This is a genomic window from Streptomyces sp. NPDC018031 (genome assembly GCF_044327625.1).
In the GTDB taxonomy this organism is placed as follows: domain Bacteria; phylum Actinomycetota; class Actinomycetes; order Streptomycetales; family Streptomycetaceae; genus Streptomyces.
The window spans coordinates 169,491-192,938 of sequence record NZ_JBIRFT010000006.1; the positions used below are offsets into that span (position 1 = coordinate 169,491).

Annotated in this window: 15 protein-coding genes; 6 read left to right on the forward strand and 9 right to left on the reverse strand. The window is 75.5% G+C overall.

Annotated features, from left to right (window positions below; all coding sequences use genetic code 11):
- Positions 1 to 268: 268 nt before the first annotated feature.
- Complete coding sequence (gene guaA / locus ACH4B3_RS17160; RefSeq protein WP_398463661.1) at positions 269 to 1,855, reverse strand: glutamine-hydrolyzing GMP synthase; 1,587 nt, start codon at positions 1,853 to 1,855, stop codon at positions 269 to 271.
- Positions 1,856 to 2,105: 250 nt separating this feature from the next.
- Between guaA and ACH4B3_RS17165 the strand changes: the two genes are divergently transcribed.
- Together ACH4B3_RS17165 and ACH4B3_RS17170 are read left to right on the forward strand one after the other, a co-directional pair.
- Positions 2,106 to 2,474, forward strand: a complete 369-nt coding sequence (locus ACH4B3_RS17165; RefSeq protein WP_398463662.1) for a chorismate mutase — start codon at positions 2,106 to 2,108, stop codon at positions 2,472 to 2,474.
- Between the two features lie 941 nt (positions 2,475 to 3,415).
- The gene (locus ACH4B3_RS17170; protein ID WP_398463663.1) at positions 3,416 to 4,426 is read left to right on the forward strand and encodes an LAETG motif-containing sortase-dependent surface protein; all 1,011 of its coding nucleotides are present in this window, start codon (positions 3,416 to 3,418) and stop codon (positions 4,424 to 4,426) included.
- Positions 4,427 to 4,551: 125 nt separating this feature from the next.
- Here the strand turns inward: ACH4B3_RS17170 and ACH4B3_RS17175 are convergent, their stop codons facing one another.
- The 4 genes from ACH4B3_RS17175 to ACH4B3_RS17190 form a co-directional block, all read right to left on the reverse strand.
- On the reverse strand, positions 4,552 to 6,483 hold the full coding sequence (locus ACH4B3_RS17175; protein ID WP_398463664.1) for a GMC family oxidoreductase N-terminal domain-containing protein: 1,932 nt from the start codon (positions 6,481 to 6,483) through the stop codon (positions 4,552 to 4,554).
- 111 nt (positions 6,484 to 6,594) lie between these two features.
- Positions 6,595 to 8,322 carry a succinic semialdehyde dehydrogenase gene (locus ACH4B3_RS17180; protein WP_398463665.1) on the reverse strand — a complete coding sequence of 576 codons (1,728 nt, stop codon included), beginning with the start codon at positions 8,320 to 8,322 and terminating at the stop codon, positions 6,595 to 6,597.
- Positions 8,323 to 8,423: 101 nt separating this feature from the next.
- Positions 8,424 to 10,184, reverse strand: a complete 1,761-nt coding sequence (locus ACH4B3_RS17185) for a serine/threonine-protein kinase (RefSeq protein WP_398463666.1) — start codon at positions 10,182 to 10,184, stop codon at positions 8,424 to 8,426.
- Positions 10,185 to 10,271: 87 nt separating this feature from the next.
- The gene (locus ACH4B3_RS17190) at positions 10,272 to 12,188 is read right to left on the reverse strand and encodes a serine/threonine-protein kinase (protein ID WP_398463667.1); all 1,917 of its coding nucleotides are present in this window, start codon (positions 12,186 to 12,188) and stop codon (positions 10,272 to 10,274) included.
- A 416-nt stretch (positions 12,189 to 12,604) separates the two neighbouring features.
- Here ACH4B3_RS17190 and ACH4B3_RS17195 point away from each other — a divergent pair, with 416 nt between their 5' ends.
- Complete coding sequence (locus tag ACH4B3_RS17195) at positions 12,605 to 13,153, forward strand: CchlQ (protein WP_398463668.1); 549 nt, start codon at positions 12,605 to 12,607, stop codon at positions 13,151 to 13,153.
- A gap of 310 nt (positions 13,154 to 13,463) precedes the next feature.
- Here ACH4B3_RS17195 and ACH4B3_RS17200 read toward each other — a convergent pair whose 3' ends face one another.
- Both ACH4B3_RS17200 and ACH4B3_RS17205 read right to left on the reverse strand, forming a co-directional pair.
- On the reverse strand, positions 13,464 to 14,792 hold the full coding sequence (locus tag ACH4B3_RS17200) for a M64 family metallopeptidase (protein ID WP_398463669.1): 1,329 nt from the start codon (positions 14,790 to 14,792) through the stop codon (positions 13,464 to 13,466).
- Between the two features lie 338 nt (positions 14,793 to 15,130).
- Positions 15,131 to 16,477, reverse strand: a complete 1,347-nt coding sequence (locus ACH4B3_RS17205) for an alpha/beta fold hydrolase (protein WP_398463670.1) — start codon at positions 16,475 to 16,477, stop codon at positions 15,131 to 15,133.
- Between the two features lie 67 nt (positions 16,478 to 16,544).
- Between ACH4B3_RS17205 and ACH4B3_RS17210 the strand changes: the two genes are divergently transcribed.
- Positions 16,545 to 18,155, forward strand: a complete 1,611-nt coding sequence (locus ACH4B3_RS17210) for a helix-turn-helix domain-containing protein (RefSeq protein WP_398463671.1) — start codon at positions 16,545 to 16,547, stop codon at positions 18,153 to 18,155.
- Between the two features lie 454 nt (positions 18,156 to 18,609).
- Here ACH4B3_RS17210 and ACH4B3_RS17215 read toward each other — a convergent pair whose 3' ends face one another.
- Positions 18,610 to 19,374 (reverse strand): hypothetical protein, encoded by a 765-nt coding sequence (locus ACH4B3_RS17215; RefSeq protein ID WP_398463672.1) that lies wholly within the window; start codon positions 19,372 to 19,374, stop codon positions 18,610 to 18,612.
- Between the two features lie 1,106 nt (positions 19,375 to 20,480).
- Between ACH4B3_RS17215 and ACH4B3_RS17220 the strand changes: the two genes are divergently transcribed.
- Both ACH4B3_RS17220 and ACH4B3_RS17225 read left to right on the forward strand, forming a co-directional pair.
- The gene (locus ACH4B3_RS17220) at positions 20,481 to 21,149 is read left to right on the forward strand and encodes a response regulator (RefSeq protein WP_398463673.1); all 669 of its coding nucleotides are present in this window, start codon (positions 20,481 to 20,483) and stop codon (positions 21,147 to 21,149) included.
- Positions 21,146 to 22,609, forward strand: coding sequence for a sensor histidine kinase (locus ACH4B3_RS17225; protein WP_398463674.1), 1,464 nt, complete (start codon positions 21,146 to 21,148; stop codon positions 22,607 to 22,609). Before ACH4B3_RS17220 ends, ACH4B3_RS17225 begins: the two co-directional genes overlap by 4 nt.
- 39 nt (positions 22,610 to 22,648) lie before the next feature.
- Here the strand turns inward: ACH4B3_RS17225 and ACH4B3_RS17230 are convergent, their stop codons facing one another.
- Positions 22,649 to 23,035: an STAS domain-containing protein gene (locus tag ACH4B3_RS17230; protein WP_398463675.1), complete on the reverse strand. Its 387-nt coding sequence runs from the start codon at positions 23,033 to 23,035 to the stop codon at positions 22,649 to 22,651.
- Between the last annotated feature and the right edge of the window lie 413 nt (positions 23,036 to 23,448).

Here is a 23,448-nt window from a genome sequence, read left to right on the forward strand (position 1 = left end):
CCCGAGGGTGACGGAGGCCCGGGGCGGTGCGCCGGGGGAAGGCGCCCCGGCCCGGTGGCGGGGGCCGGGGAAGGTCGACGCCCTCGGAGGGACGGGGGGCGTCGGGGGGTGCGGCCCTGGGCCGGGGGCGGGCGGGGCCGGGAACGACCGCGCCGCCGCCCGGAGGTCCGGGCGGCGGCGCGGGTGCCGGTCCGCCGCCCCGGTCATGCCGGGGCGGCGGAGGCGGCTGGGGCTCAGGAAGCCCGGTGCCGTACGGCGGGAGCGGCGGTCACTCCCACTCGATGGTGCCCGGCGGCTTGCTGGTGATGTCCAGCACCACCCGGTTCACCTCGTCGACCTCGTTGGTGATCCGGGTCGAGATGCGTGCCAGTACGTCGTACGGCAGCCGGGACCAGTCCGCCGTCATGGCGTCCTCGGAGGAGACCGGCCGGAGCACGATCGGGTGGCCGTAGGTGCGGCCGTCGCCCTGCACGCCGACGCTGCGGACGTCGGCGAGGAGCACCACCGGGCACTGCCAGATGTCCCGGTCCAGACCGGCCGCGGTCAGCTCCTCGCGGGCGATGGCGTCGGCCTCGCGGAGCAGGTCCAGGCGCTCCTCGGTGACCTCGCCGACGATGCGGATGCCCAGGCCCGGGCCCGGGAAGGGCTGGCGCTGGACGATCTCCTCCGGCAGGCCGAGCTCCTGCCCGACCATCCGGACCTCGTCCTTGAACAGCTTGCGGAGCGGCTCGATGAGCCGGAACTCCAGGTCCTCGGGGAGGCCGCCCACGTTGTGGTGGGACTTGATGTTGGCGGTGCCGGTGCCCCCGCCGGACTCCACCACGTCGGGGTAGAGGGTGCCCTGGACCAGGAACTCCACGGCCTCCGCGCCGCTGCCGGCCTCGGCGACGATCTCGGCCTGGGCCTGCTCGAAGACCCGGATGAACTCCCGGCCGATGATCTTGCGCTTCTCCTCGGGGTCGGAGACGCCCGCGAGGGCGGTCAGGAAGCGCTCCTTGGCGTCGACGACCTTCAGCTGCACGCCGGTGGCCGCGACGAAGTCCTTCTCGACCTGCTCGGTCTCGCCCTTGCGCATCAGGCCGTGGTCGACGTACACGCAGGTCAGCTGGTCACCGATGGCACGCTGCACCAGGGCCGCGGCGACCGCGGAGTCCACGCCGCCGGACAGGCCGCAGATGGCGTGCTTGGTGCCGACCTGCTCGCGGATCGCGGCGACCTGCTCCTCGATCACGTTCCCGGTGGTCCAGGACGGCTCGATCCCGGCACCGCGGTAGAGGAAGTGCTCCAGCACCTGCTGGCCGTGCGTGGAGTGCATCACCTCGGGGTGGTGCTGCACGCCGTACAGCTTCTTCTCGTCGTTCTCGAAGGCGGCGACCGGCACCAGGTCGGTGGAGGCGGTGACGGTGAAGCCCTCGGGGGCGGCGGAGCAGGCGTCGCCGTGCGACATCCACACCGTCTGCTCGGCCGGGGTGCCCTCGAAGAGGGTGGAGCCGGTCTTGCTGACGGCCAGCGGCGTGCGGCCGTACTCCCGGGCGCCGGTGTTGTCCACCGTGCCGCCGAGCGTGGTCGCCATCAGCTGGAAGCCGTAGCACATGCCGAAGATCGGCACTCCGGCCTCGAAGATCGAGCGGTCCAGGGTCGGGGCGCCCTCGGCGTAGACCGAGGAGGGCCCGCCGGAGAGGATGATCGCCCTGGGGTTCTTGGCGAGCATCTCGGAGACCGGCATGGTGGACGGCACGATCTCGCTGTAGACCCGCGCCTCACGGACTCGGCGGGCGATGAGCTGTGCGTACTGCGCGCCGAAGTCGACGACCAGAACGGTGTCGGGGGCGGCAGCTGGGGACGCTGATGGCACTTCGGCGGCCTTCCGGCGGTGGAACGTAAGGGGTTGGACTTTCGATTCTAACGGGCTCATACTGTGGGCCATGTCCAAGCAGCTGACCTTCGTCTTTACCTATGGCACCGGCCCGTCCGGCTGCCATGGTCGTGCTGCTTGATCGATTGACCAGCGACTTCCCAGGCGCCCCGGGCCGACAAGGCCCGGGGCGTCTGTCTGTTTCCGGTCCGTGTCGGTCCGCGCCACCGTGACCGAGGAGACGGCACAGATGAGCACCCGGACGATCAGCGAGACCGCCACCGCCACCCCGAGCGCCCCCGCCGCCCCCGCCGCTCCCGCGGCGCCGGCCGGCCCGGCCGCCCCCGCCTCGGCCCCCGCCGCGCCTGAGGCGGGTCCCGGGGCCGGCATCCCGGAGAGCCGCGCCGGGATCGACGAGCTCGACGCGCGGATCATCGCGCTGATCCAGGAGCGGATGGCGGTCTCGGCCGGCATCCAGCGGTCCCGGCTCGCCTCCGGCGGGCGGCGGGTCGACCTCGCCCGTGAGATGCGGATCCTCAGCCGCTACCGCGAGGGGCTGGGCAAGCCCGGCACGGCGCTGGCGATGACACTGCTGGAACTGTGCCGGGGCCGCGTCTGAGCGCGGCACACGCCCGGGTGTTCGGGGCCCGTCACCCGTACGGCGCGTGACCCGCGCCACGAACCGGTCGTTGGTCCGGGTGTCCGCGCCACCCCCGCCCGTACCGGGAGCGGCGGCACGGACGTCCCGCCCACCCGCTCCGTGCCCCCATCTCGGACCCCCACCCACCCTGATACCTCCGCGCGCGGGAACCGGATTCCCGGCCCCCCGACCGTCTCGCGCGTGGCCAGACTCGCCGAAGCGATGAGACGCGACCCCCGCGGTGATGCGGGAGGTGCGCGTCGTGGGACCTCGTTTCGGCGCGGTGACCGGTCGGCAGGGGACAGCAGCCCGGTCATCACCCTGAGAACGGTCGGTCCCGGGGACGCCTGGGACCGACCGTATCCAGCCGGAACCGTTCCGTGGACCGCGCGCCGCGGCCTGCCCACGACGCGGCCTGCCCACGACGACGCCCGGTGCGCGCGGCCGCCCCTCCCCCGCCGGAATGACGGACCGAACCGACGCCCCGGACCCCGCCCGCGACGGCGCCACCCTGTCCGGCCGCCCCACGGCGGCCCACGACGACGCCCGGTGCGCGCGGCCGCCCCTCCCCCGCCGGGATGACGGACCGGACCGACGCCGGAGTGACGGACCGGCCCGCCGCCGAGGTGACGGACCGGCCCGCCGACCCAAACCCCGCCCGCGACTGCCACCCTGTTCGGCCCGCCCCACGGCGGCCCCCCTGTCCGGCCCGCCCGGGGTGGCTGCCGCGTCCGGCCCCGTCCCGGGGCGGCGGGTGAGGCAGATCACGGCCGATCGGACCGGTTCCGCATGCAACCTTTCCGGCCAATGGCTGGTCATGTACGTGCAAACGCACGGCCAGACCGCGACCCCACCGCTCCGGCCTTCCCCGCCAACCGCTGCTCAATGCTGCAGCGCGTACGGACCCCGAAGAGGTCTTCATGAAGCTTCGCCGCGCACTCGCGGCCGCCGCTGCGACGGCCGCCATCGCTCCCGCCGCGCTTCTCGCGGCCCCGGCCGCGTACGCCGACACGCCCGAGCCGACTCCGTCGACCACCGCCTCGTCGACGTCCGAGACGCCGGCGCCGACGCCGTCCGCGACCACCGACCCCGCGCCGTCCGCCCCGGCCACCACGCCGGCCCCGACGCCCACGCCCACGCCCACCGCCTCCCAGAGCACCGGGACGCCGACTCCGACGCCCACGCCGACCCCGAGCGCCTCCCAGAGCACCGGCACGCCGACCCCGTCGCCCACGCCGACCGAGGACGAGGACCCGGTCTGCGAGGACGAGTCCGACGAGGCCATGATCAGCACCACCCTGCGCGGGCTGCCGAGCAAGGTCGTCGCCGGCTCCGGCTGGGTGAACTTCACCTTCCGCGCCACCAACGTCTCCGACAAGTCCATGAAGTCGGTCGACGCGTACGTCTCGCTCGGCGCGATCGACGCGGACGACTTCGACGACGTCTCCAAGTACCTCACGGTGCAGTGGTACGACGAGGAGAACGGCTGGACGACGATCGACGACGAGGTCGGCTACTTCGCCTCGATCGCCGAGCTGAAGGCCGACGAGTACGCGGACGCCAAGCTGCGCCTGAAGGTCGACGCCAAGACCCCGGGCAGCTACGGCTTCGCCGTCGCCATCGGCGCCTACCACGACGAGGACGACGTCTGCGGCTTCTCCGAGGCCATGGACTACGAGTTCGACGTGCTGGTCGCGGGCACCAAGCCGGGCGGCGAGGTGCCGCCGGCCGAGGGCAAGCCGAGTGACGAGACCCCCAAGCCGGCGCCTCAGGGCGGCCTGGAGGAGCTGCCGGTCACCGGCGAGCTCGCCGAGACCGGTTCCTCCTCCGCGCTGCCGACGATCGCCGTGATCGGCGGCGTCGCGATGGTCGCGGGCGCGGGTGCGATCTTCGTCGTCCGCCGTCGCCGTACCGCCGGCGCCGCAGCCTGACGTGACCGCGCGGGCGCCGCACGCGTGACCGCGGCGCCTCCCCGGCACTCCCTGTGAGGGGCCGTTTCCCGGACCGGTTCGGTTCCGGGGACGGCCCCTCACCGCGTCCGGGCGCGGGCCGCGGGCTACGCCGGCGCGGCCGCCTCCGGGTCGCCGTCCTCCGGGCCGGCGGCCCCGGGCCCCGGCTCCCCGGACGGCTTCGGCGGCACCACCGGCACCGGCACCGTGACCGTCAGCCGCAGCGCCCCGAAGGCGTCCGCCGGGACCGCCGGCCGGCGGGGCGGCACCGGCGCCAGCCGCCGGTAGGGGCGGCCCTGCTCGGGCCGGGGGTCCGGCTCGCCCTTGTTCGGCCACAGCGACATGGCCCGCTCCGCCTGCGCGGTGATGGTCAGCGAGGGGTTGACGCCCAGGTTGGCGGAGACCGACGCCCCGTCCACCACCGAGATGCCGGGGTGGCCGAACAGCCGGTGGTAGGGGTCGATGACGCCGTGCTCGGCGTCCTGGCCGATCGGGCAGCCGCCGAGGAAGTGCGCGGTCAGCGGGGTGCCCATCAGTTCGCCGACGTTGCTGCCCGCGATGCCGTTGATGGACTCGGCGAGCAGCCGGGCGCCCTCGGCGCCCTCGGGGATGTGGTCCGGGTTGGGTTCGCCGTGGCCCTGCCGGGCGGTCAGCAGGCCCTTGCCCGGTCCCTTCGCCCTGCGGTAGGTGGTGAGCGAGTTGTCGTGGGTCTGCATGACCAGTCCGATGATGGTCCGCTCCGACCAGCGGCGGTAGTTGACCATCCGGACCGCGTTGCCGGGCTGCCGCAGGTTGGCGCCGATGAACTGGAGCCAGCGCGGCACCTTCCCGCCGTACGGGATCTGCAGGATGGACAGCGGGGCCATCGCGTTGGAGCCCTTGCCGTACCGGACCGGTTCGATGTGGGTGGTCTCGTTGGGGTGGATGGACGAGGTGATCGCCACCCCCCGGCTGAAGTCCACCCGCCTGCCGAAGTCCACCTTGGCGCCGTCGCGCTTCCTGCGGTAGCGCCGGTCGGTGGTCTGCGCCCCGACCAGCGCCTCGGAGTTGGTGCGGGTCAGCTCGCCCAGTCTGGGCGAGATGCGCGGCAGCAGTCCGGCGTCCCGCATCCGGTGCAGCAGGGTCTGGGTGCCGTAGGTGCCCGCCGCGATCACCACCCGCCGCGCGCGGAGCACCGTCCGCCTGCCCTTGCGCCGCCGGTCGGTGGGGACGGTGACGACGCGGTACCCGCCGTCCGGCTCCTCGGTGACCGCGATCGCGGTGGTCATCGGGTGCACCACCGCGCCGGCCTGCTCGGCGAGGTACAGGTAGTTCTCGTTGAGGGTGTTCTTGGCGCCGTGCCGGCAGCCCGTCATGCACTCGCCGCACTCGGTGCACGCCCGGCGGGCGGGTCCCGCGCCGCCGAAGTACGGGTCGGGGACGCCGGCGCCGGGCTCGGCGCGCACCGCTCCCCCGGCGTCGTCGCCGTCGCCGAAGAACACCCCGACCGGGGCCATGTGGAAGGTGTCGCCGACGCCCATCTTCTCCGCCGCGTCCTTGAGGTGGACGTCGGAGGGGGTCATGGTCCGGTTGAGCCGCACCCCGAGCATCCGCTGCGCCTGCGCGTAGTACGGCTTCAGCTCCTCCTGCCAGTCGGTGATGTGGCCCCACTGCGGGTCCCGGAAGAACGGCGTGGGCGGGACGTACAGCGTGTTGGCGTAGTTGAGGGAGCCGCCGCCCACCCCGGCCCCGGCGAGCACCATCACCTTGCCCAGCACGTGGATGCGCTGGATGCCGTAGAGGCCGAGGGCCGGGGCCCACAGGTAGTTGCGCAGGTCCCAGGAGTTCTTCGGCAGGGTCTCGCGGGTGTAGCGGCGGCCCGCCTCCAGGACGCCGACGCGGTATCCCTTCTCGGTGAGGCGCAGCGCCGACACCGATCCGCCGAAGCCGGAGCCGATGACGAGGACGTCGTAGTCGGGACCGCCGGTCCCGGCGGTGCTGCGGTGGCCGCCGGCGGCGGGCCGGCCGGCCTGGTTTCGGGCACGCTTGACCCGTGACACTGGTACCTCCATCGGCTGCGTCCGGCCCGGGGGCGGATCGGGGGCGGCGGCAGGGAACGTGGTGCGTGCGGCGCCGGGGCGGCGGCGGGGTGCCGCCCCGGGCGCCGGATGTCAGCGCATGCGCAGGGCCTTCAGGGCGCGCAGGCTGTGGTTGAGGAACGCCGCGTACTTCTCGTCGTCCATGCCGAAGGCGGGGCCCAGTGGCAGCACGCGCTGGTGGGCGACGGTCTGCGCCTCGGTGTACTTCATGATGCCCTCGGAGCCGTGGCGGCGGCCCAGTCCGGAGTCGCCCATCCCGCCCATCGGGGCCCGGGCGCTGCCGTAGGCGGCGGCGTAGCCCTCGTTGACGTTGACCGTGCCGGCCCGCAGGCGGGCGGCGACCGCCCGGCCGCGGCGGCCGTCGGCGGTCCACACGCTGGCGTTCAGCCCGTACGGTGTGGCGTTGGCGAGCGCGACCGCCTCGTCCTCGTCGGTGAACCGGTAGACCGACACCACCGGGCCGAAGGTCTCCTCCTCGCAGACCGTCATCGAGGTACCGACGCCGTCCAGGATGGTGGGCTCGTGGAAGAGCGGGCCGATGTCCGGGCGGGCCCGGCCTCCGGCGACCACCGTGGCGCCCTTGTCGACGGCGTCCCGCACATGGCGGGTGACGGTCTCCAGCTGACGCCGGGAGACCAGGGAGCCCATGTCGGCGCCGTACGCCAGCGGGGTGCCCAGCCGCATCGCCCTGGTGCGGGCGGCGAACCGGGCCAGGAAGTCGTCGGCCACCGACGCGTGCACGTACAGCCGCTCGATGGAGATGCACAGCTGGCCCGCGGAGGAGAAGCAGGCGCGGACCGCGCCGGCCGCCGCCTTGTCCAGGTCGGCGTCGCGGAGCACCAGCATGGCGTTCTTGCCGCCGAGCTCCAGGGAGCAGCCCACCAGCCGGGCGGCGGCGCTCCGGGCGACCTCGCGGCCGGTGCGGGTGGAGCCGGTGAAGGAGACGTAGTCGGCGCGTTCCACGACGGCGGGCCCGATGACCGGGCCCTCGCCGACGACCACCTGCCACACCTCGGCCGGGAGTCCGGCCTCGATCAGCAGCTCGCGCGCCCACAGGGCGGTCAGCGTGGTCTGGGTGTCGGGCTTCATCACCACGGCGTTGCCGGCGGCGAAGGCGGGCAGCGCGTCGCCGACCGACAGTTCCAGCGGGTAGTTCCAGGGCACGATCTGGCCGACCACGCCGCGCGGCTGGCGCAGTTCGGTGACCTTGGTGAGGGTCGGGATGACGCCGAGGTGCGCCTTGGGCCGCAGATAGGCGGCGGCCTTGCGCCCGTAGTGGCGGGCGGCGACGGTGACGCTCTGGATCTCCTCGTGGGCGTGCAGCCGGGTCTTGCCGGTCTCCAGCTGGATGATGTCGAGGATCTCCGACTGCCGCCGGAGCAGCAGGTCGTGGAAGCGGAGGAGGACCGCGGCCCGGCGGCGCACCGGGGTGGCGGCCCAGGCCCGCTGGGCGTCGCGGGCCCGCTCGAAGGCGGTGGCCACGTCCTCGGGGGTGGACTCGGGCAGGTCGGCGAGCTTCTCCCCGGTGAAGGGGCAGTGGTTGGCGGTGCGGCCCGCCGTTCCCGGGGCGCCGCCGGGGGCCGCCCGGTCCGTTCCGGCCACCACGCCGCGGACGAGGCGGGCGACGAGTTCGGGGGTGACGACGTCGGCGGCGGTCCGGCTGCCGGGAGCGGCGACCGGGTTGCCGTCGGCCGGCGCGCCGCTCCGGGCGCCGTCGGCCCCGTCGGCCCCGGCCGGTGTGGTGTGCGGGCCGGTGCCGTTGCTGGCCGTCGCGGTTGCGCTGTCCTGCGAGTCCGTCATGCGGCGAGGGTATTCCGGCTGCGGAACTTTGGGTACCCGTCGGTAACCCCTTTTCCCAAATTGCGCCAGCAATCACTGGCGAGGAATGCCCTCCATGCAGGTCAGGACGGCGATTGGGTGATCTCCAGATGCTTCCGGGCATCTTCGAACAGCTGATCGCCGATCGCACGCGCGTCGCCGTCCGCCGGCATGCCCACGGTCAGCTCCCACACGATCTGCCGCTTCTTGTCCACCACCACGTGCTCGCGCAGGGCCTGCCGGGGCTCGTCCTCGGCGGCACCGTTGCCCCGGTAGACCGTGGTGACCTCGATGGCGTCGTAGCCCTCCTGGGACGACTCCGCCTTCTTGCTCTCGGCGCCGTCCATGTCGGTGTTCTCTTCGCTCTCGTACCAGCCGATGAGCTCGTTCGCGGCGTCGTCCGCCGACTTGACGTCGTTGCCGTCCTCGCGGTCCGTCCGGGTGACCGAGATGGTGAACACCCCACTGGGGTCGTGGAAGGTCACCGTGGTGCCGTCACCGTCGGCCGGGTCGCCGTCGTCCACCACCCGCCGGTAGTCCTCGGGCACCGCCACCGACGCGGACACCACCTCGGGGTCCTCGCGCAGCGTCCACCCCGACGGCAGCCCCGGCTCCCCCGCGAACGGGTCGAGGACGGCCAGCAGCACGGCGGCGGCCGCCACCAGCACCCCACCGCCGAGGACCGCCTGCGCCTTGCGGTTCCGGTGCAGCACCGGCGGTACGAAACGGCTCCCGGCGGACCCGCCGTCACCCCGCGCCCCGCCTCCCGCCTGCCCGGGGTGCGGCCGGGTGGCCAGGACGGTGGCCGGCTGCTGCGGCGGCCGGACCACCGACTCCAGCACCCGGCCGGCCTCGGCGGCCGACGGGCGGGCCGCCGGGTCCTTGCGCAGCAGCTGCATGATGAGCGTGCCCAGCGCGCCCGAACCGCGCGACGGGGTCTGCGGCTCGGCCGCGAGGATCGCCTGCAGGGTGGCCGGGGTGTGCGAGCGGCGGAACGGGGACATGCCCTCCACCGCCGCGTACAGCACCACGCCCAGCGACCACAGGTCCGACTCCGGGCCCGGCCGCTGGCCCAGCACCCGTTCCGGGGCGATGTACTCGGGCGAGCCGACGAACGCGCCGGTCTCGGTCAGCCCCTGCTCGCCCTCCACCTGGGCGATCCCGAAGTCGGTCAGCACCACCCGGTCGTTCCGGCCCAGCAGCACGTTGTCCGGCTTGACGTCCCGGTGCAGCACACCCTTCTCGTGCGCGGCGGTCAGCGCGCCCAGCACGGCCTCGCCGATCCGGGCGGCCTCCCGCGGGTCGAGCGTGCCCTCCTCCAGGCGGTCCGCGAGCGAGTGCCCGGTCACCAGCTCCATCACGATCCACGGCCGGCCGTCCTCGACGACCACGTCGTGCACGGTGACCACCGAGGGGTGGTCGATCCGGGCCGCCGCCCGCGCCTCACGCTGCATCCGCTGGTAGACGGTGTGCCGGTCCCGCTCCGGCAGCGTCTCCGGCACCCGGGGCTCCTTGACCGCGACCTCGCGGTCCACCACCAGGTCGTGCGCCTTCCACACGGTGCCCATGCCGCCGTGGCCCAGCCGCGCGACCAGCCGGTACCGGCCGCCGACCAGCCGGCCCGAATCGGGCTGCGCCGCGCCCGCGCCGACGGCGGGGGACGCCCCCGGGTGCGCGCCGGCCCCCGGCCGGCCGGCCGCGGGTGCGGCCGCGGCGGGCCCGGCACCGGAGTCCTGCGCCGGAACGTGGGCCGCTCCGGCGGGCGTCACGACGCCGTCCGCCGGATGCGGCGGCCGGAGCCCGTAGCTGGTGGGCTCGTCCGCCCGTCCCCCATGGTTCGTCATGACTCCATCATTACCGGTCGACACGACGCACCCGCCACCAGGTCCGGCCCGGTGGACGGGGCCGTGACGAACCCGTTGCGGCGGAGGTCAGCCGTTGCCGGGCACCGTTCCGCCGGGGCGGTCGAAGGTCGCGACCGCGGTGTCGAAGTACCGCTTGCCCTTCCCCTTCTGGGACACCGGCGCGGAGACCCACACGTCGCACATCCGGGTGCCCTCGTCCCAGCTCAGCTCGTAGGTCTGGCGTGACCCGCCGTCATCCGCCGCGCCGTCCCAGACGAACGCCCACAGGGCGGCGGGCAGCCCCCGGTACTCGGTCTCGATGACCTGCCCGCCGCGGTAGCCGGGGTAGTTCCGCGGGCCGTCGGCGTCCGCCTCCCGGCTCAGTTGCAGCGGGCCCTTGGGGTCCCGGGACTGGACGTGGATGCCGATCCGGAACTCCTTGCCCGGCGAGTAGTAGTAGACGCGCGGCGGCTCGTAGGACCGCTCGAAGCCCTCCGGGACGGCCACCCGGAACCCGGCCGGGTCGGACACCAGCGTGTAGCCGTCCGGCACCTCGCCGGACCCGCCGACGTCCGGCTTCCCGGACTTCCCGGCGTCCTTCCCGGTCCTCTCGCCCCCGTCCGCGGCGGGCCCCGACGGCCGGAGCGACGTCTTCCCGTCCGGCCGGCCGTCCGACGCGTCCGCGCCCGACCCGCCGCCCCGGAGCAGCAGGGCGGCCGCCCCGGCGCCCACCCCGATCAGCGCCACCACCGCGACCGCGGTGAGCACGGCGGTCCGGGTGTGCGAGGAGCGGCGCCGGCCGGCCGGGGCCCGGCCCCGGGCCGCGCCGGGCGGCTCCGGCTCCCCGGGGCCGGCCGGGCCCGGGGGCGGCGGCCCGGCGGCACCCGCCGGACCCGGGCCCGCCGCCGCGGCCGGCCGGGCGCCGGGGAGGTGTCGCGCCCCGTCCCCCGCCGGGCCGGCCGGTGAACCCGCCCCGGGCGCCACCGCCCCGCCCCCGCGGTACGGCGTCTCCGGCTCCGCGCCGTACGGCCCGGCACCGGGCGCCGGGCCCCCGGCCGCACCGGCCGGGGCCCCGGCGCCACCCGCGGCCCCGCTCCCGGCGGCCGCCCCGGGCCGGCCGTCCCCCCAGTACTCCACCGCGTACGCGACCGGCAGTTCCGGGGTGTCGCCCGCCGCCAGGCAGTCGCGCAGCAGCCGTTCCGCCGCGTACCCGTCCAACCGCCGCTCCCAGTCGCGGTCCAGCAGCCCCTCGATGACCGGCAGCAGCGGTCCGGCGGCGGCCGGCGGCCGGATCTCGTCGAACACCACGGCGTGCAGCACGCCGCCCAGGGAGTCCCGGCGGAACGGGGACTCGCCGCTCACCAGCGCGCACAGCAGCACGCCCAGCGACCACAGGTCCGACTCCGGACCGGTGCGGCGGCCGGACATCCGCTCCGGCGCGGTGTACTCCGGCGAGCCGACGAAGGACCCGGTCTCGGTGATCGTGGTGACCCCCGACACCTGCGCGATCCCGAAGTCCGTCAGCACCACCCGGCCGGTGCCCGCCTCCATCAGCACGTTGGCGGGCTTGATGTCCCGGTGCAGCACCCCGCTCGCGTGGGCCACCCGCAGCGCGCCCAGCAGGGCGGCCACGATCCGCGCCGCCTCGCGGGGTTCCACCGGACCGGAGGCGGCGAGCCGGTCCGCCAGCGACTCCCCGTCCACCAGCTCCATGACGATCCACGGACGCCGGTCCTCGTCCCCCTCCACGACGTCGTGGAGCACGATCACGTTCGGGTGCTTGAGCTGCGCGAGCGTCCGGGCCTCCCGGAGGGTGCGCTCCCGCTGCATCCGGGCGTCCAGACCGGACAGCCCGTCCTCCGGGTGCAGTTCCTTGACCGCGACCGCACGGCCCAGCAATTCGTCGACGGCCCGCCAGACCGTGCCCATACCGCCCCGGCCCAGCGGTGCCACCAGCCGGTAGCGGCCCGCGAGCATGCGCCCGTCTCCCCCGAAGCTACCCATGGCCTCATCTTGCCTCACGGTGACGACCCTCCACGGCCGGGAGGACCGGACCCCGCCAAGTCTCCGCAACACCCGCCCCAACACGCCCCGCCGCGGTCACCCGCCCGGCGCCGCGCGCCCGCCCCGCCGCGGGTCCGGCACCGGACCCGCCGGCCGGCAGCCGACCCGGCACCACCGGCCGCGCCGCACCCGGGGCCGTTCAAGGGGCCGTTCCCGCACCGCAGCCGGGGCCGTTCCCGCGCCGCAGCGTGGCCGTTCCCGGTGCCGTTCCCGGCGGAGAATGCCGGAGCTGACGGGCTGACGGGCTGACGGGCTGACGGTTCGGACGGCGGCCCGCCGGGCACACCCGCTGGCCCCCGGTGGGGCCGGTGCGTAGATTCCGCAGAGCGTCGGCGCGATCAGGCGGAGGGGGAGACGTGGACTGGGGCACGCTCGTCGCGACGGTCGGCGGTGGCACGATCGCCATGGCCGGGACGGTTCTGGCGGACCGGCTGCGGCACCGGCACGAGGAGGACCGGGGCGCCGGGGAGCGGAGGCGCGCGGTGTACCTGGAGTTCATCGCCGCCGTCGGGGAAGGCCACGCACGGCTGCGCCGGATCGCCGAGGAGGGCGGCGGCGAGCCGGGGCGGGCGGCGGGCGCCCGGGCGGCACTCCTGGAGTGCGGGGTGTACGAGGCCCGCGAGCGGCTGTTCATCGAGGCCACCGCGGCGGTCGCCGGGGCCGGGCAGACGATGTTCGAGCGGCTCCGCGCCCTCCAGCGGGCGGTCGCGGCGGGGGCCTCGCCGGCGTCGCCGGCCTTTCACGACGCCTACCACCCGTATCTCGGGGCGGTGTGGGCGTACCGGGTCGCCGTGCGCGAGGAGTCGGAGGGCAGGTCGCTGTCCCCCGGCACGTTCGGCTGGGGCGACTGGGACGGCCTGGACCGGTGCCCGGTCTGCCGCGGGGCGACCGCACCGGGCGCCTGACCGCACGGCCCGGCCCGCACGGCCGGGGCCGCGGAGGGCCGCCGAGGAACACCGAGCACCCCGAAGAAGACCCGGGACACCCAAGACACCCAAGAGACTGCAACACCGACGACCACCGACGACCACCGAAGAACGCCGAAGTTCCTCCGGGGGAGGCCGAGGCACGCAGCGGGACGCCGGGGGCGCGGGCCGCCCCGTGGCGGGGGAGCCACGGGGCGGTGGTCACGGGGGCGGTACGGCCGTGCCGGCGGGCGGTCCGTGCGCGCCGCGCGGAGGCGGCGTCCGCCGCCGGGGCCGGGCCGCCGGGGCGTCAGCCCTTCACCTTCCAGCTGCGGGTGTCGGTCAGCAGCTTGCGCAGGGCCGGGGCCTTGACGGACTTGGTGGTGTCGGTCGCCTTGGCGGTGATGGTGTGCTCCCGGCCGTCGGCCCGGACACCCAGGCTCTTGGGGGTGATCTCCGTCCGGCCCTTGGCCGCGGTGACCTCGATACCGTCCACCCGCCAGGTGATCACCGCGGAGTCCGGGATGTCGACCGTGAGCTTGGTGGTGCGGGAGAGCACGGTGTTCTTGGCGGTGCCACTGCTGATCACGCTGGCGTGCTGGTAGAAGCCCGCGATCATCGCCTCACGGCCGGGCAGGTTGAACTCGCGGCCCAGGGTGCGCATGATCGAGTTCTCGGTGGGGCGGTTGATGCCCTTGGGGTAGTAGCCGCCACCCTCGTACGCGCCCACCGTGCCACCGTCCGGCGAGGTCTGACCGATCCACCGGTACCACTTCTTCTTCTGGCTCTTCAGCTGCTCGGCACTGAGCTCACTGATGTTGGACTCGGTCGGTTCGGCGCCGTCGTAGGTCCCGTACTCGGGGTAGAAGTACTCGTCGGCGAGCTTGCCGAGCGAGTGCCCGGTCTCGTGCACGGCGACCTGGTCGGAGTCCGGGTTGTCGGAGGACGCGGTGGCGATGCCGTTGTAACCGGGCTTGGACGTGACGTCGTTGTAGCCCGCCCCGCCGTACTTCGCCGAGTTGGACAGCACCACCACCAGGTCCGCGGCCGGCGCCTTCACCGCGTACGACTCGACCTTCGCGTTGTCCACGCACAGCAGCCGCTCCAGACCGTCGCACCAGAAGTACGACTTGAGCGCGGTGTCCTTGACGACGTCCTTGGACGGATCGCCGGAGACACCGGACTGCCGGGACACCGCGTCCACGCTCCAGACGTTGAACAGGTCCCGGTAGGCGGCGTACGGCTGGACCGCGGACATCTCCGTCCACTTGGCGCGGACGTCGGCGTGGAAGTCCTCCTGCTGGTCCAGGGTGTAGCCGTCGCCGATGAACACCACGTCGACCTTGTCGGCGGTGGGGCCCTTCTCGACGATGGGGGTGACGTCGCCGTCGGCGGCCCGCTGTGCCGGGGACAGGGTGCCGCGCCCCTTGGTCAACCGGTCCGGGGCGGCGGCCGGGACCCTGGTGTGGCGCGGGTGCCCGCCGGGGCCGGTGAAGTACTCCACCTCGACCTCGCCGCCCGGACCGGCCGCCGGCCGCGTGTCGGCGGCGGACTCCGGGGACCCGGGGGTGGCGGTCGCGGTGGCGGACGCGGTGGCGACCACCGCGGCGCTCAGTGCGACACCGGCGGCCAGGGACACGGCACGGGCTCTGTTGCGTATACGACGGCTGGGCTGCTGAGGACTGCGCACGGCGGGATCTCCCGAAGTCGGCTCCGTAAGCGGCGAGTTAAATGCGATTTAGCGCTCTGGTTAACTCGCCGCTCAACCTAGGGGGTAGGCGGCCCGCCGGGCAATGGTCGCGGCGAAGAGTATCCGGCCGGACCGCCCGGCCCCGGCCGCCCGGCGACCCGGCCCGGAGCCGGCCGCGAGCGGACCCGGAGGCGGGTTCGACCCGGCCCCCCGGGGAGGCCGGGTCGCCGCGTCGCGTACCGGGACCGCCGCGCCTCCCCGGGGAGCCCGCCCCGGAACGGCTCCGGCTACGCGTCCCGCACCAGGTGCAGCAGCCGGTCCAGCACCCGGCGCCCGCCCGCCCGGACCCCGTCGTGCTCGAACTCGTCGGTGACCCAGGTGCGCAGGCCCCGGATGGCGCGGGCGGTGCGCAACGAGTGCGCGGTGTCGACGAAGAGGTCGTCGTGGTAGATCGCGGCGGCCACCGGCACGGTGTTGCGGGCCAGCCGCCCGGCGTCGTAGAGCGGCCCCCAGCCGGTGCGTTCGGCGAGCAGTTCGGCGGTGCGGCGCAGCGGGCGGAGGGCGGCGTGGGTGTCGAGCATCCAGGGGTGCACGGTCTCGCCGGTGAGGAGCACCGGGCGGCCTTCGGCGAGCGCCGCGGCGGCGTCGAACCGCGGGAACTCGGCCCGCACCCGGTGCGCCGACCAGCCGGTGGCCCGGCCGTCCTGGGCGTAGATGGACTCGTGGAGCAGGGTGTACAGGGGGCTGCCGGCCCGGGAGAGGACGCCCGCCACCTGCTCGGTGAAGGCGTCGCCGAGCCGCTCGCCGTCCACGGTGCGGACGAACGGATCCTCCAGGAGGTAGTGCAGACGGTGCGAACCGTCGCCGGAGCCGAGGAGGATACCCAGTTGCTGAAACGCTTCTGCAGTGAGCCGTGACCCGTCCGGGAGCACCACCTCGTGCTCCGCGAGGTGCGCCACGACCCGGCGGACGGTGTCCGCGTCCGCCGGGTACCGGTCGTAGTGCGCCAGCGTCTTGCGCTCCATCCGCGGATAGGCGGCGCGGTAGACCGCGTCGGCGTCCTCGTCCAGCGAGGGCAGCCCACCGGTGATCAGCGCCGCCGCCAGCCCCTCCGGCGCATGGCTCAGATAGCTGACCGTGCAGAACCCGCCGAAGCTCTGCCCCAGCACGGTCCAGGGGCGCCCGCCGGTGAGCCGGTGCCGGATCAGTTCGCAGTCCCGGACGATGGAGTCCGCGCGGAAGTGGGCCAGGTACCCGGCCTGTTCCTCCGGGGTGCCGCGCAGCGGCAGGGTCCGCCGGTCGGCCGGGCTGGACCGGCCGGTGCCGCGCTGGTCCAGCAGCAGCACCCGGTACTCCTCCAGCGCCCGGTCCAGCCAGCCCGAGCGCCCCACCGGCCGGTCGGCGCCGAACCCCGGCCCGCCCTGCAGATAGAGCAGCCACGGCAGGTCCGCGCGCGCCCGCCCGGCGCCGTCGGTGCTCCCGGTGGCCACCACTTCCCGTGCGTAAAGGGTGATCCTCTCCCCGTCGGGCGCCGTATGGTCGAGCGGGACGTCGAAGTGGTGGTCGGTGAGGACGAGCCCGGGCTGCCGGACGGTCGTCGCCTCACGCGGATCGGAACCCATCACCTTCGACATCTTTCAATCCTCACGTAAATGGACTTAGCTCAGTGGTTAACTGCACGATCAACTTACCGCCGGGGAGATGAGGGGCACGGTGGCCGAGACCAGTACCGGGGACGTACGGCCCGGCAAACCGCAGGACATCGGCCGCCGGGTACTGCGGATGCGTACCCGGGCGGGACTCACCCAGCGGCAACTGGCCGAACCCGCCTACACCGCGGCCTACGTCTCCACCCTCGAGGCGGGCAAGGTGCGGCCCTCCGAAGCGGCCCTGCGCCACCTCGCCGCCCGGCTCGGCACCAGCTACGAGGAGCTGGCCACCGGCCGTTCCCCGGCGGAGGCCACCCGGCTGCGCGCCCGGCTCACCGACGCCCGCCGCACCCTCGCCACCGGGTCCGCGGAGGACGCCGCCGCCCAGTTCGCCGAACTCGTCACCGAGGCGGAGCGGCTGGACCTGACCCCGGAACGGGCGGCGGCCCTGCTGGGCCTGGGCGACTGCGCCCTGGAGACCGGCGACCTCATCGCGGCCCGCGACGACTTCCAGGCCGCGGAGCAGCTGCTCGCCCACGAGCCGCTGCCGCTGCGCGTCCCGGCCATCCGCGGCCGGGCCCTGGCCCACCTGCTGGCCGGCGAACTCCGCTACTCCTGTTACCTGCTGGAGTCGGCCCTGGACGAGCTCAACGCCTCCGGACTCCACGACCCGGACGCGCTGCTGCTGCTCTACACGGCCTGCATCGCGCCGTACATGGACATGGGGGCGCACGCCCGCGCCGCCCACGCCGCCGAACTCGCCCTGGCCCTCGCCCCCCGGGTGGAGGACCCGGCGCTGATCGCCGGGATGCACCGCGGGGTGGCCCGCACCCTCATCGCCGAGGGACGCACCGCCGAGGCCGACGCCTCCCTCGCCAAGGCCCAGCAGCTGTACCAGCAACTGCGCATCAGGACCGAACTCGCGCACTGCCACTGGATGCGCGGCTACGTCCACGCCCAGGACGGCGACCTGGCCCGGGCGGAGCGCGAACTGCGCACCGCCCGCGACATGCTGGCCTCCAAGCGCGCCGCCCTGTTCACCGTGCAGGTGGAGGTGGAGCTGGCGGACGTGCTGCGCCGGCGGGGCCGGACGGCCGAGGCGGAGGCCCTGCTGCGCCCGCTGCTGACCCCGGCCGCCCCGGCCGAGGCCCCGCCCACGGCGTCGGCCACCGCCGCGGTGCCGCTCGCCACGCTGGTCCCGGGGGCCGGCGCGGGGGTCGGCGGGAGCACCGCCGCGCCGGTGCCCGCCCTGGCCGGGACGGCCGCGGGCGGCGGCGCCACCCGCCCGGGCCGGCCGGCGGCGCCCGGCCACCCGCGGGAGTCCCCGGACGGGCCCTGCGGCCGGGCGCTCGCCGAACGGGCCCGGCTGTCGGCCGAGCGCGGCGCGGTGCACGCCGGCGGCGCACACCGGCTGCTCGGCCTGATCGCCGAGGAGCGCGGCGACCGGGAGGCCGCCGAGGAGCACTACTGCGCCGCGCTGTCCCTGCTGGAACGCACCGGCGCGGCCGGTGACCTGGCCGACCTGTGCCGGCTGCTGGGTGACCTGCTGCGCCGGGAGGGCCGGGTGGAAGCCGCGCTGGACGCCTACCGCACCGGTCTGGGGCACCGCGCGGCGCCGGGCACCACGACGCTCGGGCCGGCCCCCGCCGAACCGCCGCTCTGACACGCGGGGCCCGGACCCGGCGGCCACCCGCGGGCGCGGGTCCCGGCCGGGGAGCCGGCGTGTGACTCGGTCCGCCCGTCGGCACGGGCCCCGGCCCGCCCGCCGGCGCGTGGCCCCGCACGGGAGCCGGTGCGGGAGCCGGCGCATGGCCCCGCACGGGAGCCGGTGCGGGTCCCGGCCGGGGAACGTACACATGGCCCGGTCCGCCCGTCGGCGCGTGACTTCACCGGGGAGCCGGCGTGTGACTCGGCCCGCCCGTCGGCGCGTGGCTCCGCCGAGCAGTCGACGCGTCACCCCGCACGGGAGCCGGTGCGGGTCCCGGCCGGGGAGCCCGAGCGTCGCCAGGCGCCGGTGCCGGGGTGCGGGCCAGGTGCGCGGTGCCCGGCCCGTCACGTGCGGGGCCGGGCACCACCGCGGGGACGGGACCGCGCACCGGCCGGTGCGCCGGTGCGGTCTACCCGGCCCACCACACCGCCTTGTCGGTGTCGTACCGCCGGCTCTCGCTCCGCGCCGCGCGGGTCCCGCCGTTGCACGGCTGGGCGCACAGCACCCGCAGGTTGTCCAGGTCGTTGGCCCAGCGCTTCGCCTCGGCCCGGCTGATCGCGTGCACCCGGCGGCCGCCGACCTGCCAGCTCATCACCTCGGCCCGGCTCTGCACATACGCGATGATCCCGGAGACGTGGTCGATGGTGACGTACCGGTTGCCGTCGTCGTCCCGGCGCGCCCCCAGGCGGGGGATGAAGGTGTCGCACACGGCGCACCGGTACTCCGTCCGCCCGTTCTCCACCCGGCTCTCGGTGCCGGCGAGCACGGCGGCCACCGTCTCCGGCGTGAACCCGATGTCGCGCCGGGTCCCGCTCCAGATGGTCTCGCCGGCGGGCCCCGCGACCGGCAGCTGCTGCGGCCGGGCCTCGGCCGGGTCGAAGCCCCGCTGCTCCTGCTGGCGCGCCGACCTCGGCCGGCCGGAGTAGGGGGAGTCGTTCGCCGCCCGCCGCCGCTCGCGGCGCACCGGCGCCCGCTGCACGACGGCGTCCCGCAGCGCGGCCGGCCCGCCCCGCCCGGCCAGCAGCCGTGCCACCGCCGCGTTGCCCGCGGTCCGCTGGAGGGCGGTGAGCACCGCGCCCGGCGGGGCCGCCGCCTCCCGGGCCGCGACGGCCGCGGCCCGGCGGTCGGGCCGCCCCGGCGTCCGGTCCATCGCCTGTTCGTCGTATGCGCGCACAGCGGTACCCCTCGGCTCGGCCGGCCGGGAACGGCCACGAACGTCCAGGCTCCTCCGCGGCCCGCTCCAGCGTCAACAGCGGCCCGTCGCACCTCGGTCACCCCCGGGCGCTCCGGGAGCGCCGGCGTCGGGCCCCGCCGTGTCCGGTGACGGCGTCCGGTGACACCCGCCGGAATCCTCACGTCCGGTGACACCCGCCGGAACCTCACGTCCGGCGACGGCCACCGGGACCGCCGTGGGTGGCCGCGGCGGCGCGGCCACCCACGGCGCACCGTCCCGTCCGGCTGGTCGGGCCGGACGGGACGTTCGAGCCGCGGCGCGGCGGGTCGTCTCCTCCGCGGCGCCGCGACGGCTTCCGGCAGCCGACCGGCCCCTCCCCCCGCGGGGGGCCGGTCAGCTGCTGGTCTCGTACGGGGCGCGGAGCTGACTCCGGCCGCACCGCGAATCGTGGTGGTCCCGCTCGCCGAGACCGTCCCGGGCCGCGGCCGGCCGCTCCCGGCCGGTGGGCACCCGGTCCCGGCCGGGCGCCGGGCGGTGCGTCCGGCGGTGACGGCCGGCGGGCGGCGGGACGACGGCGCCCGCGGACCCGGTCCGGCGGGCGTCGGGGTCCGGCGGCTGCGCACCGGCCCGGCGGACGCCCCCGGTGCGGCACTGCCGCCGAGAGTCCCCGGTGCGGCACTGCCCCCGGAAGTCCCCGGTCCGCGCGGCCCCCTCCCGCCGCGCGGCGTGCGGGACGGTCGACAGGCCGCCGCGTGTGGGGGGCGCGGCGGCCTGTGACCGGATGCCGCACTCCGCTGTCCACCCCGTGACGACGCCGGAGGCCGCCAGGGCCGCCACCGAGCGCCGTTGAGCGCGGTGGCACGAGGTGGAGCGGGCGGGGGTCAGGGTGGCCCCCGCGGGATCGTGCGGCATGTGAGGCACTCTGCCGGGTAACCGCCGGATACGAAATCCGCCGCTGGTCTTGCCCCACCCCCGCCACTCGGCGGGGGTGATCCCGCCCATGGACGGAGCCCAGGGCTCCACTTCCTTGGAGTCGTGGGGCACTCTTGGAACGCCCCGGGTGACGAAATGCGTCCACCGAGTCGACAGGGAAAAGGGAGCGGCTGGTGATCCGTGTTGCTGTGGTGGACGACGAGCAACTCGTCCGGTCCGGACTACGGCTGATCCTCGGGACGGCCCCGGACATCGAGGTCGTCGCCGACTGCTCCGGCGGTGACGCGGTGGACCGGGTGACGGGCAGCGGTGCCGACGTGGTGCTGCTGGACATCCGGATGCCCGACGTGGACGGGCTGACCGTGCTGGGGCAGCTGCGGGCCCGCCCCCGGCCCCCGGCGGTGGCCATGCTCACCACCTTCGACGCGCAGGAGTACCTCGCGGCCGCGCTGCGCGCCGGGGCGGCCGGCTTCCTACTCAAGGACACCGACCCGGAGCAACTGGTGCGGGCCGTCCGCACCCTCGCCCAGGGCGGCAGCGTGCTGGACCCGGGCGTCACCCGGGCGGTCATCGGCGGCTTCCTGGCCGCCGAGGCGGAGGCCACGGCGGCCACCGCGGTGCGGGCGCTGACCCCGCGGGAGCGCGAGGTGCTGGCGCTGCTCGGCGAAGGGCTAGCGAATCCGCAGATCGCCGCGCGGATGGGGCTCGCACCCAGCACGGTCAAGGACCACGTGCGGGCGGTGCTGGGCAAGCTGGGCGGGCTGAACCGGGTCCAGGCGGCGATCGTCGCCGACCGGGCCGGACTGGTGGCGGGCAGACCCGCCGCGGGCGGCACGATATGAGGCGGCCCGGAGCCGACGGCACGGACGGAGCCGCCGGAGCACACCCGGCCGCGGCGGGACGCCCCGAAGACTCCCAGCGTCCCGAGCAGGCCCTGCGTCCCGAACACACCCAGCAGCCCCAACACACCCAGCAGCCCCCACACACCCGGCGGCCCGAACACAGCCGGCCGCCGGCGGGCCCCGGGCTGCCGGAGCACATCCACCGGCCGGCGGACGCCGAACGGCCCGGCGGCGGACCGCCGGCGGACGGCGGGCGGCGCCGCGAGGGCCCGTGGAGCCGGCTGCGGCGCCCGGCGGCGCTGTACGTCCCGGTCCTGTTCGGCGTCGCCGACGCCCTGCTCGTCAACGGCGTCACCTTCGGCCTGGAGCTGAACGTCTCGCTGGTGGCGGCGGCCGTGCTGCTGTTCCGCCGCCGCTTCCCGGTCCTGGTCTTCCTCGCCACCCTGCCCGGCATCCTCATCGGCTACGTCTGGTTCGCGCCGATGATCGCCCTCTACACGGTGGCCGCACGCCGCACCGACCGGCGGCTGCCGGCTCTCTGCGCACCGCTCCTGGCCGCGGCGCACTTCGTGCCCTGGCCGGTCTCCGACCTCGAACTCACCGCCTACCGCGAGAACACCCTCACCCTGATCGACTCCTGCGTCACCTCGGTCGGCCCGATCGCCCTCGGCCTGCTGGTGCGCACCCGCCGCGAGCTCGCCGACCGGGTGGCGGAACTCACCCGCAGCCGCGCCCACGCGGACCGCCTGCTCGCCGAGCGGGTGGTGGGGACCGAGCGGGCCCGGCTCGCCCGCGAGATGCACGATGTGGTCGCCCACCAGGTCAGCCTGATCAGCCTGCAGGCCGGAGCGGTGCAGATCAGCACCGCCGACCCGAAGGCGCGGGAGGGTGCCCGGACCATCCGGGAGCTGTCCGTGCGGACCCTCGACGAGCTGCGCCACATGGTCGGCATCCTGCGCAAGGCGGGCGGCGGCGCGGTGGACCTCACCCCGCAGCCGCGCCTGGCGGACCTGCCCCGGCTGATCGAGGTGAGCGCGCTCGACGTGACGTACCAGGCGGACTACGCACACGGCGCCCCGGAGTGGGACGGCCGCCCGGAGGCGGTGGAGCGCGCGGCCTTCCGGACCGTCCAGGAAGCCCTGACCAATGTGCGCAAGCACGCGCCGGGAGCACGGGTCGAGGTGCGCGTCAGCGAGCGGGACCCGGCCGGGAACGGCCTCCTGGTCGAGGTCCGCAACGGGCCGCCGGACGCCGGCGCCACCGCTCCCCGGCTGCCGGGCGGCGGCCACGGCCTGGTCGGGCTCCGGGAACGGGCCCAGTCGCTGGGCGGGTCGTTCGACGCCCGCCCCACCCGCGGCGGCGGCTTCGTGGTGCGGGCGGACCTGCCGTGGCATGCCGCCCCGGCGGGCGGCCCCGGGGGCGGCAGCCCGCCGGGCACCGCGGACGACCGGGCGGGCTGACACCCGCCGCGGGCCGCGCCGCGGCCGGCGGCGGGCGCACTACGCGGCGGCCGCCTCGGTGGCCGCGGCCACGTCCGGGTAGACCTCGAACAGCCGGCGCACGCCGAGCGCCGCGAGGACCCGGTTCACATGGGAGCCGTCCGGCGCGTCCTGGGCCGGGAGGATCAGCCGCAGCCGGCCCGAACAGGAGCGCAGCAGCCGGCGCGTCGCTATCAGCACGCCCACCCCGCTGGAGTCGCAGAACCGGACCTCCGACAGGTCCAGGACCACGGCGTGGCGGCCGTCCGCCACCGCGTCGTGCACGTGCTGGCGGACGGCCGGGGAGGTCACCAGGTCCATCTCGCCGGAGACGCTCAGCACGGCCCACTCCCCCCGTACCGCCTCCGTCACCTTCAACATCACGCCCCGACGCCCTTCGCTCGCCATGAACCGGAATAGACCGTTCCCGAGTGCGGCTGCCCGCGCTCCCGCCCCCGAAACACCCCCGGTACCCGGCGGCGGCCGGGAACCGGGCGGACGTCGGGCGCCGGAACCCCCGGGGCCCGCGCGGCGCGGAGGGTGGTCACGCCCCCGCCCGCGGTCCCGGGCACCGCCCGGTGGCCCCCGCCACCCGGTGTCAACCGCAGACCACGACCCTACGTCCCGGGGCAACCCGGTGGCGCAACGTTTCCTCGCAAAGTGACGGGCCCAATACCATCCGCATCCACCCGCGCGGGGCACATTGCCCGGAACGGGCCTGTCCCATCGGTCGTTCGCACTACATTCGATGCGAGAAACGGCATAGTCGCGGCAGACTCCGCGGGATCCGGGGACGACTGCAGGGCTACCGACACTGGGAT

Coding starts and splice junctions, on each gene's coding strand:
- ACH4B3_RS17165 (WP_398463662.1), top strand. CDS start 2,106: ATGAGCACCCGGACGATCAGCGAGACCGCCACCGCCACCCCGAGCGCC.
- ACH4B3_RS17170 (WP_398463663.1), top strand. CDS start 3,416: ATGAAGCTTCGCCGCGCACTCGCGGCCGCCGCTGCGACGGCCGCCATC.
- ACH4B3_RS17180 (WP_398463665.1), bottom strand. CDS start 8,322: ATGACGGACTCGCAGGACAGCGCAACCGCGACGGCCAGCAACGGCACC.
- ACH4B3_RS17185 (WP_398463666.1), bottom strand. CDS start 10,184: ATGACGAACCATGGGGGACGGGCGGACGAGCCCACCAGCTACGGGCTC.
- ACH4B3_RS17190 (WP_398463667.1), bottom strand. CDS start 12,188: ATGGGTAGCTTCGGGGGAGACGGGCGCATGCTCGCGGGCCGCTACCGG.
- ACH4B3_RS17205 (WP_398463670.1), bottom strand. CDS start 16,477: ATGTCGAAGGTGATGGGTTCCGATCCGCGTGAGGCGACGACCGTCCGG.
- ACH4B3_RS17210 (WP_398463671.1), top strand. CDS start 16,545: ATGAGGGGCACGGTGGCCGAGACCAGTACCGGGGACGTACGGCCCGGC.
- ACH4B3_RS17225 (WP_398463674.1), top strand. CDS start 21,146: ATGAGGCGGCCCGGAGCCGACGGCACGGACGGAGCCGCCGGAGCACAC.
- ACH4B3_RS17230 (WP_398463675.1), bottom strand. CDS start 23,035: ATGGCGAGCGAAGGGCGTCGGGGCGTGATGTTGAAGGTGACGGAGGCG.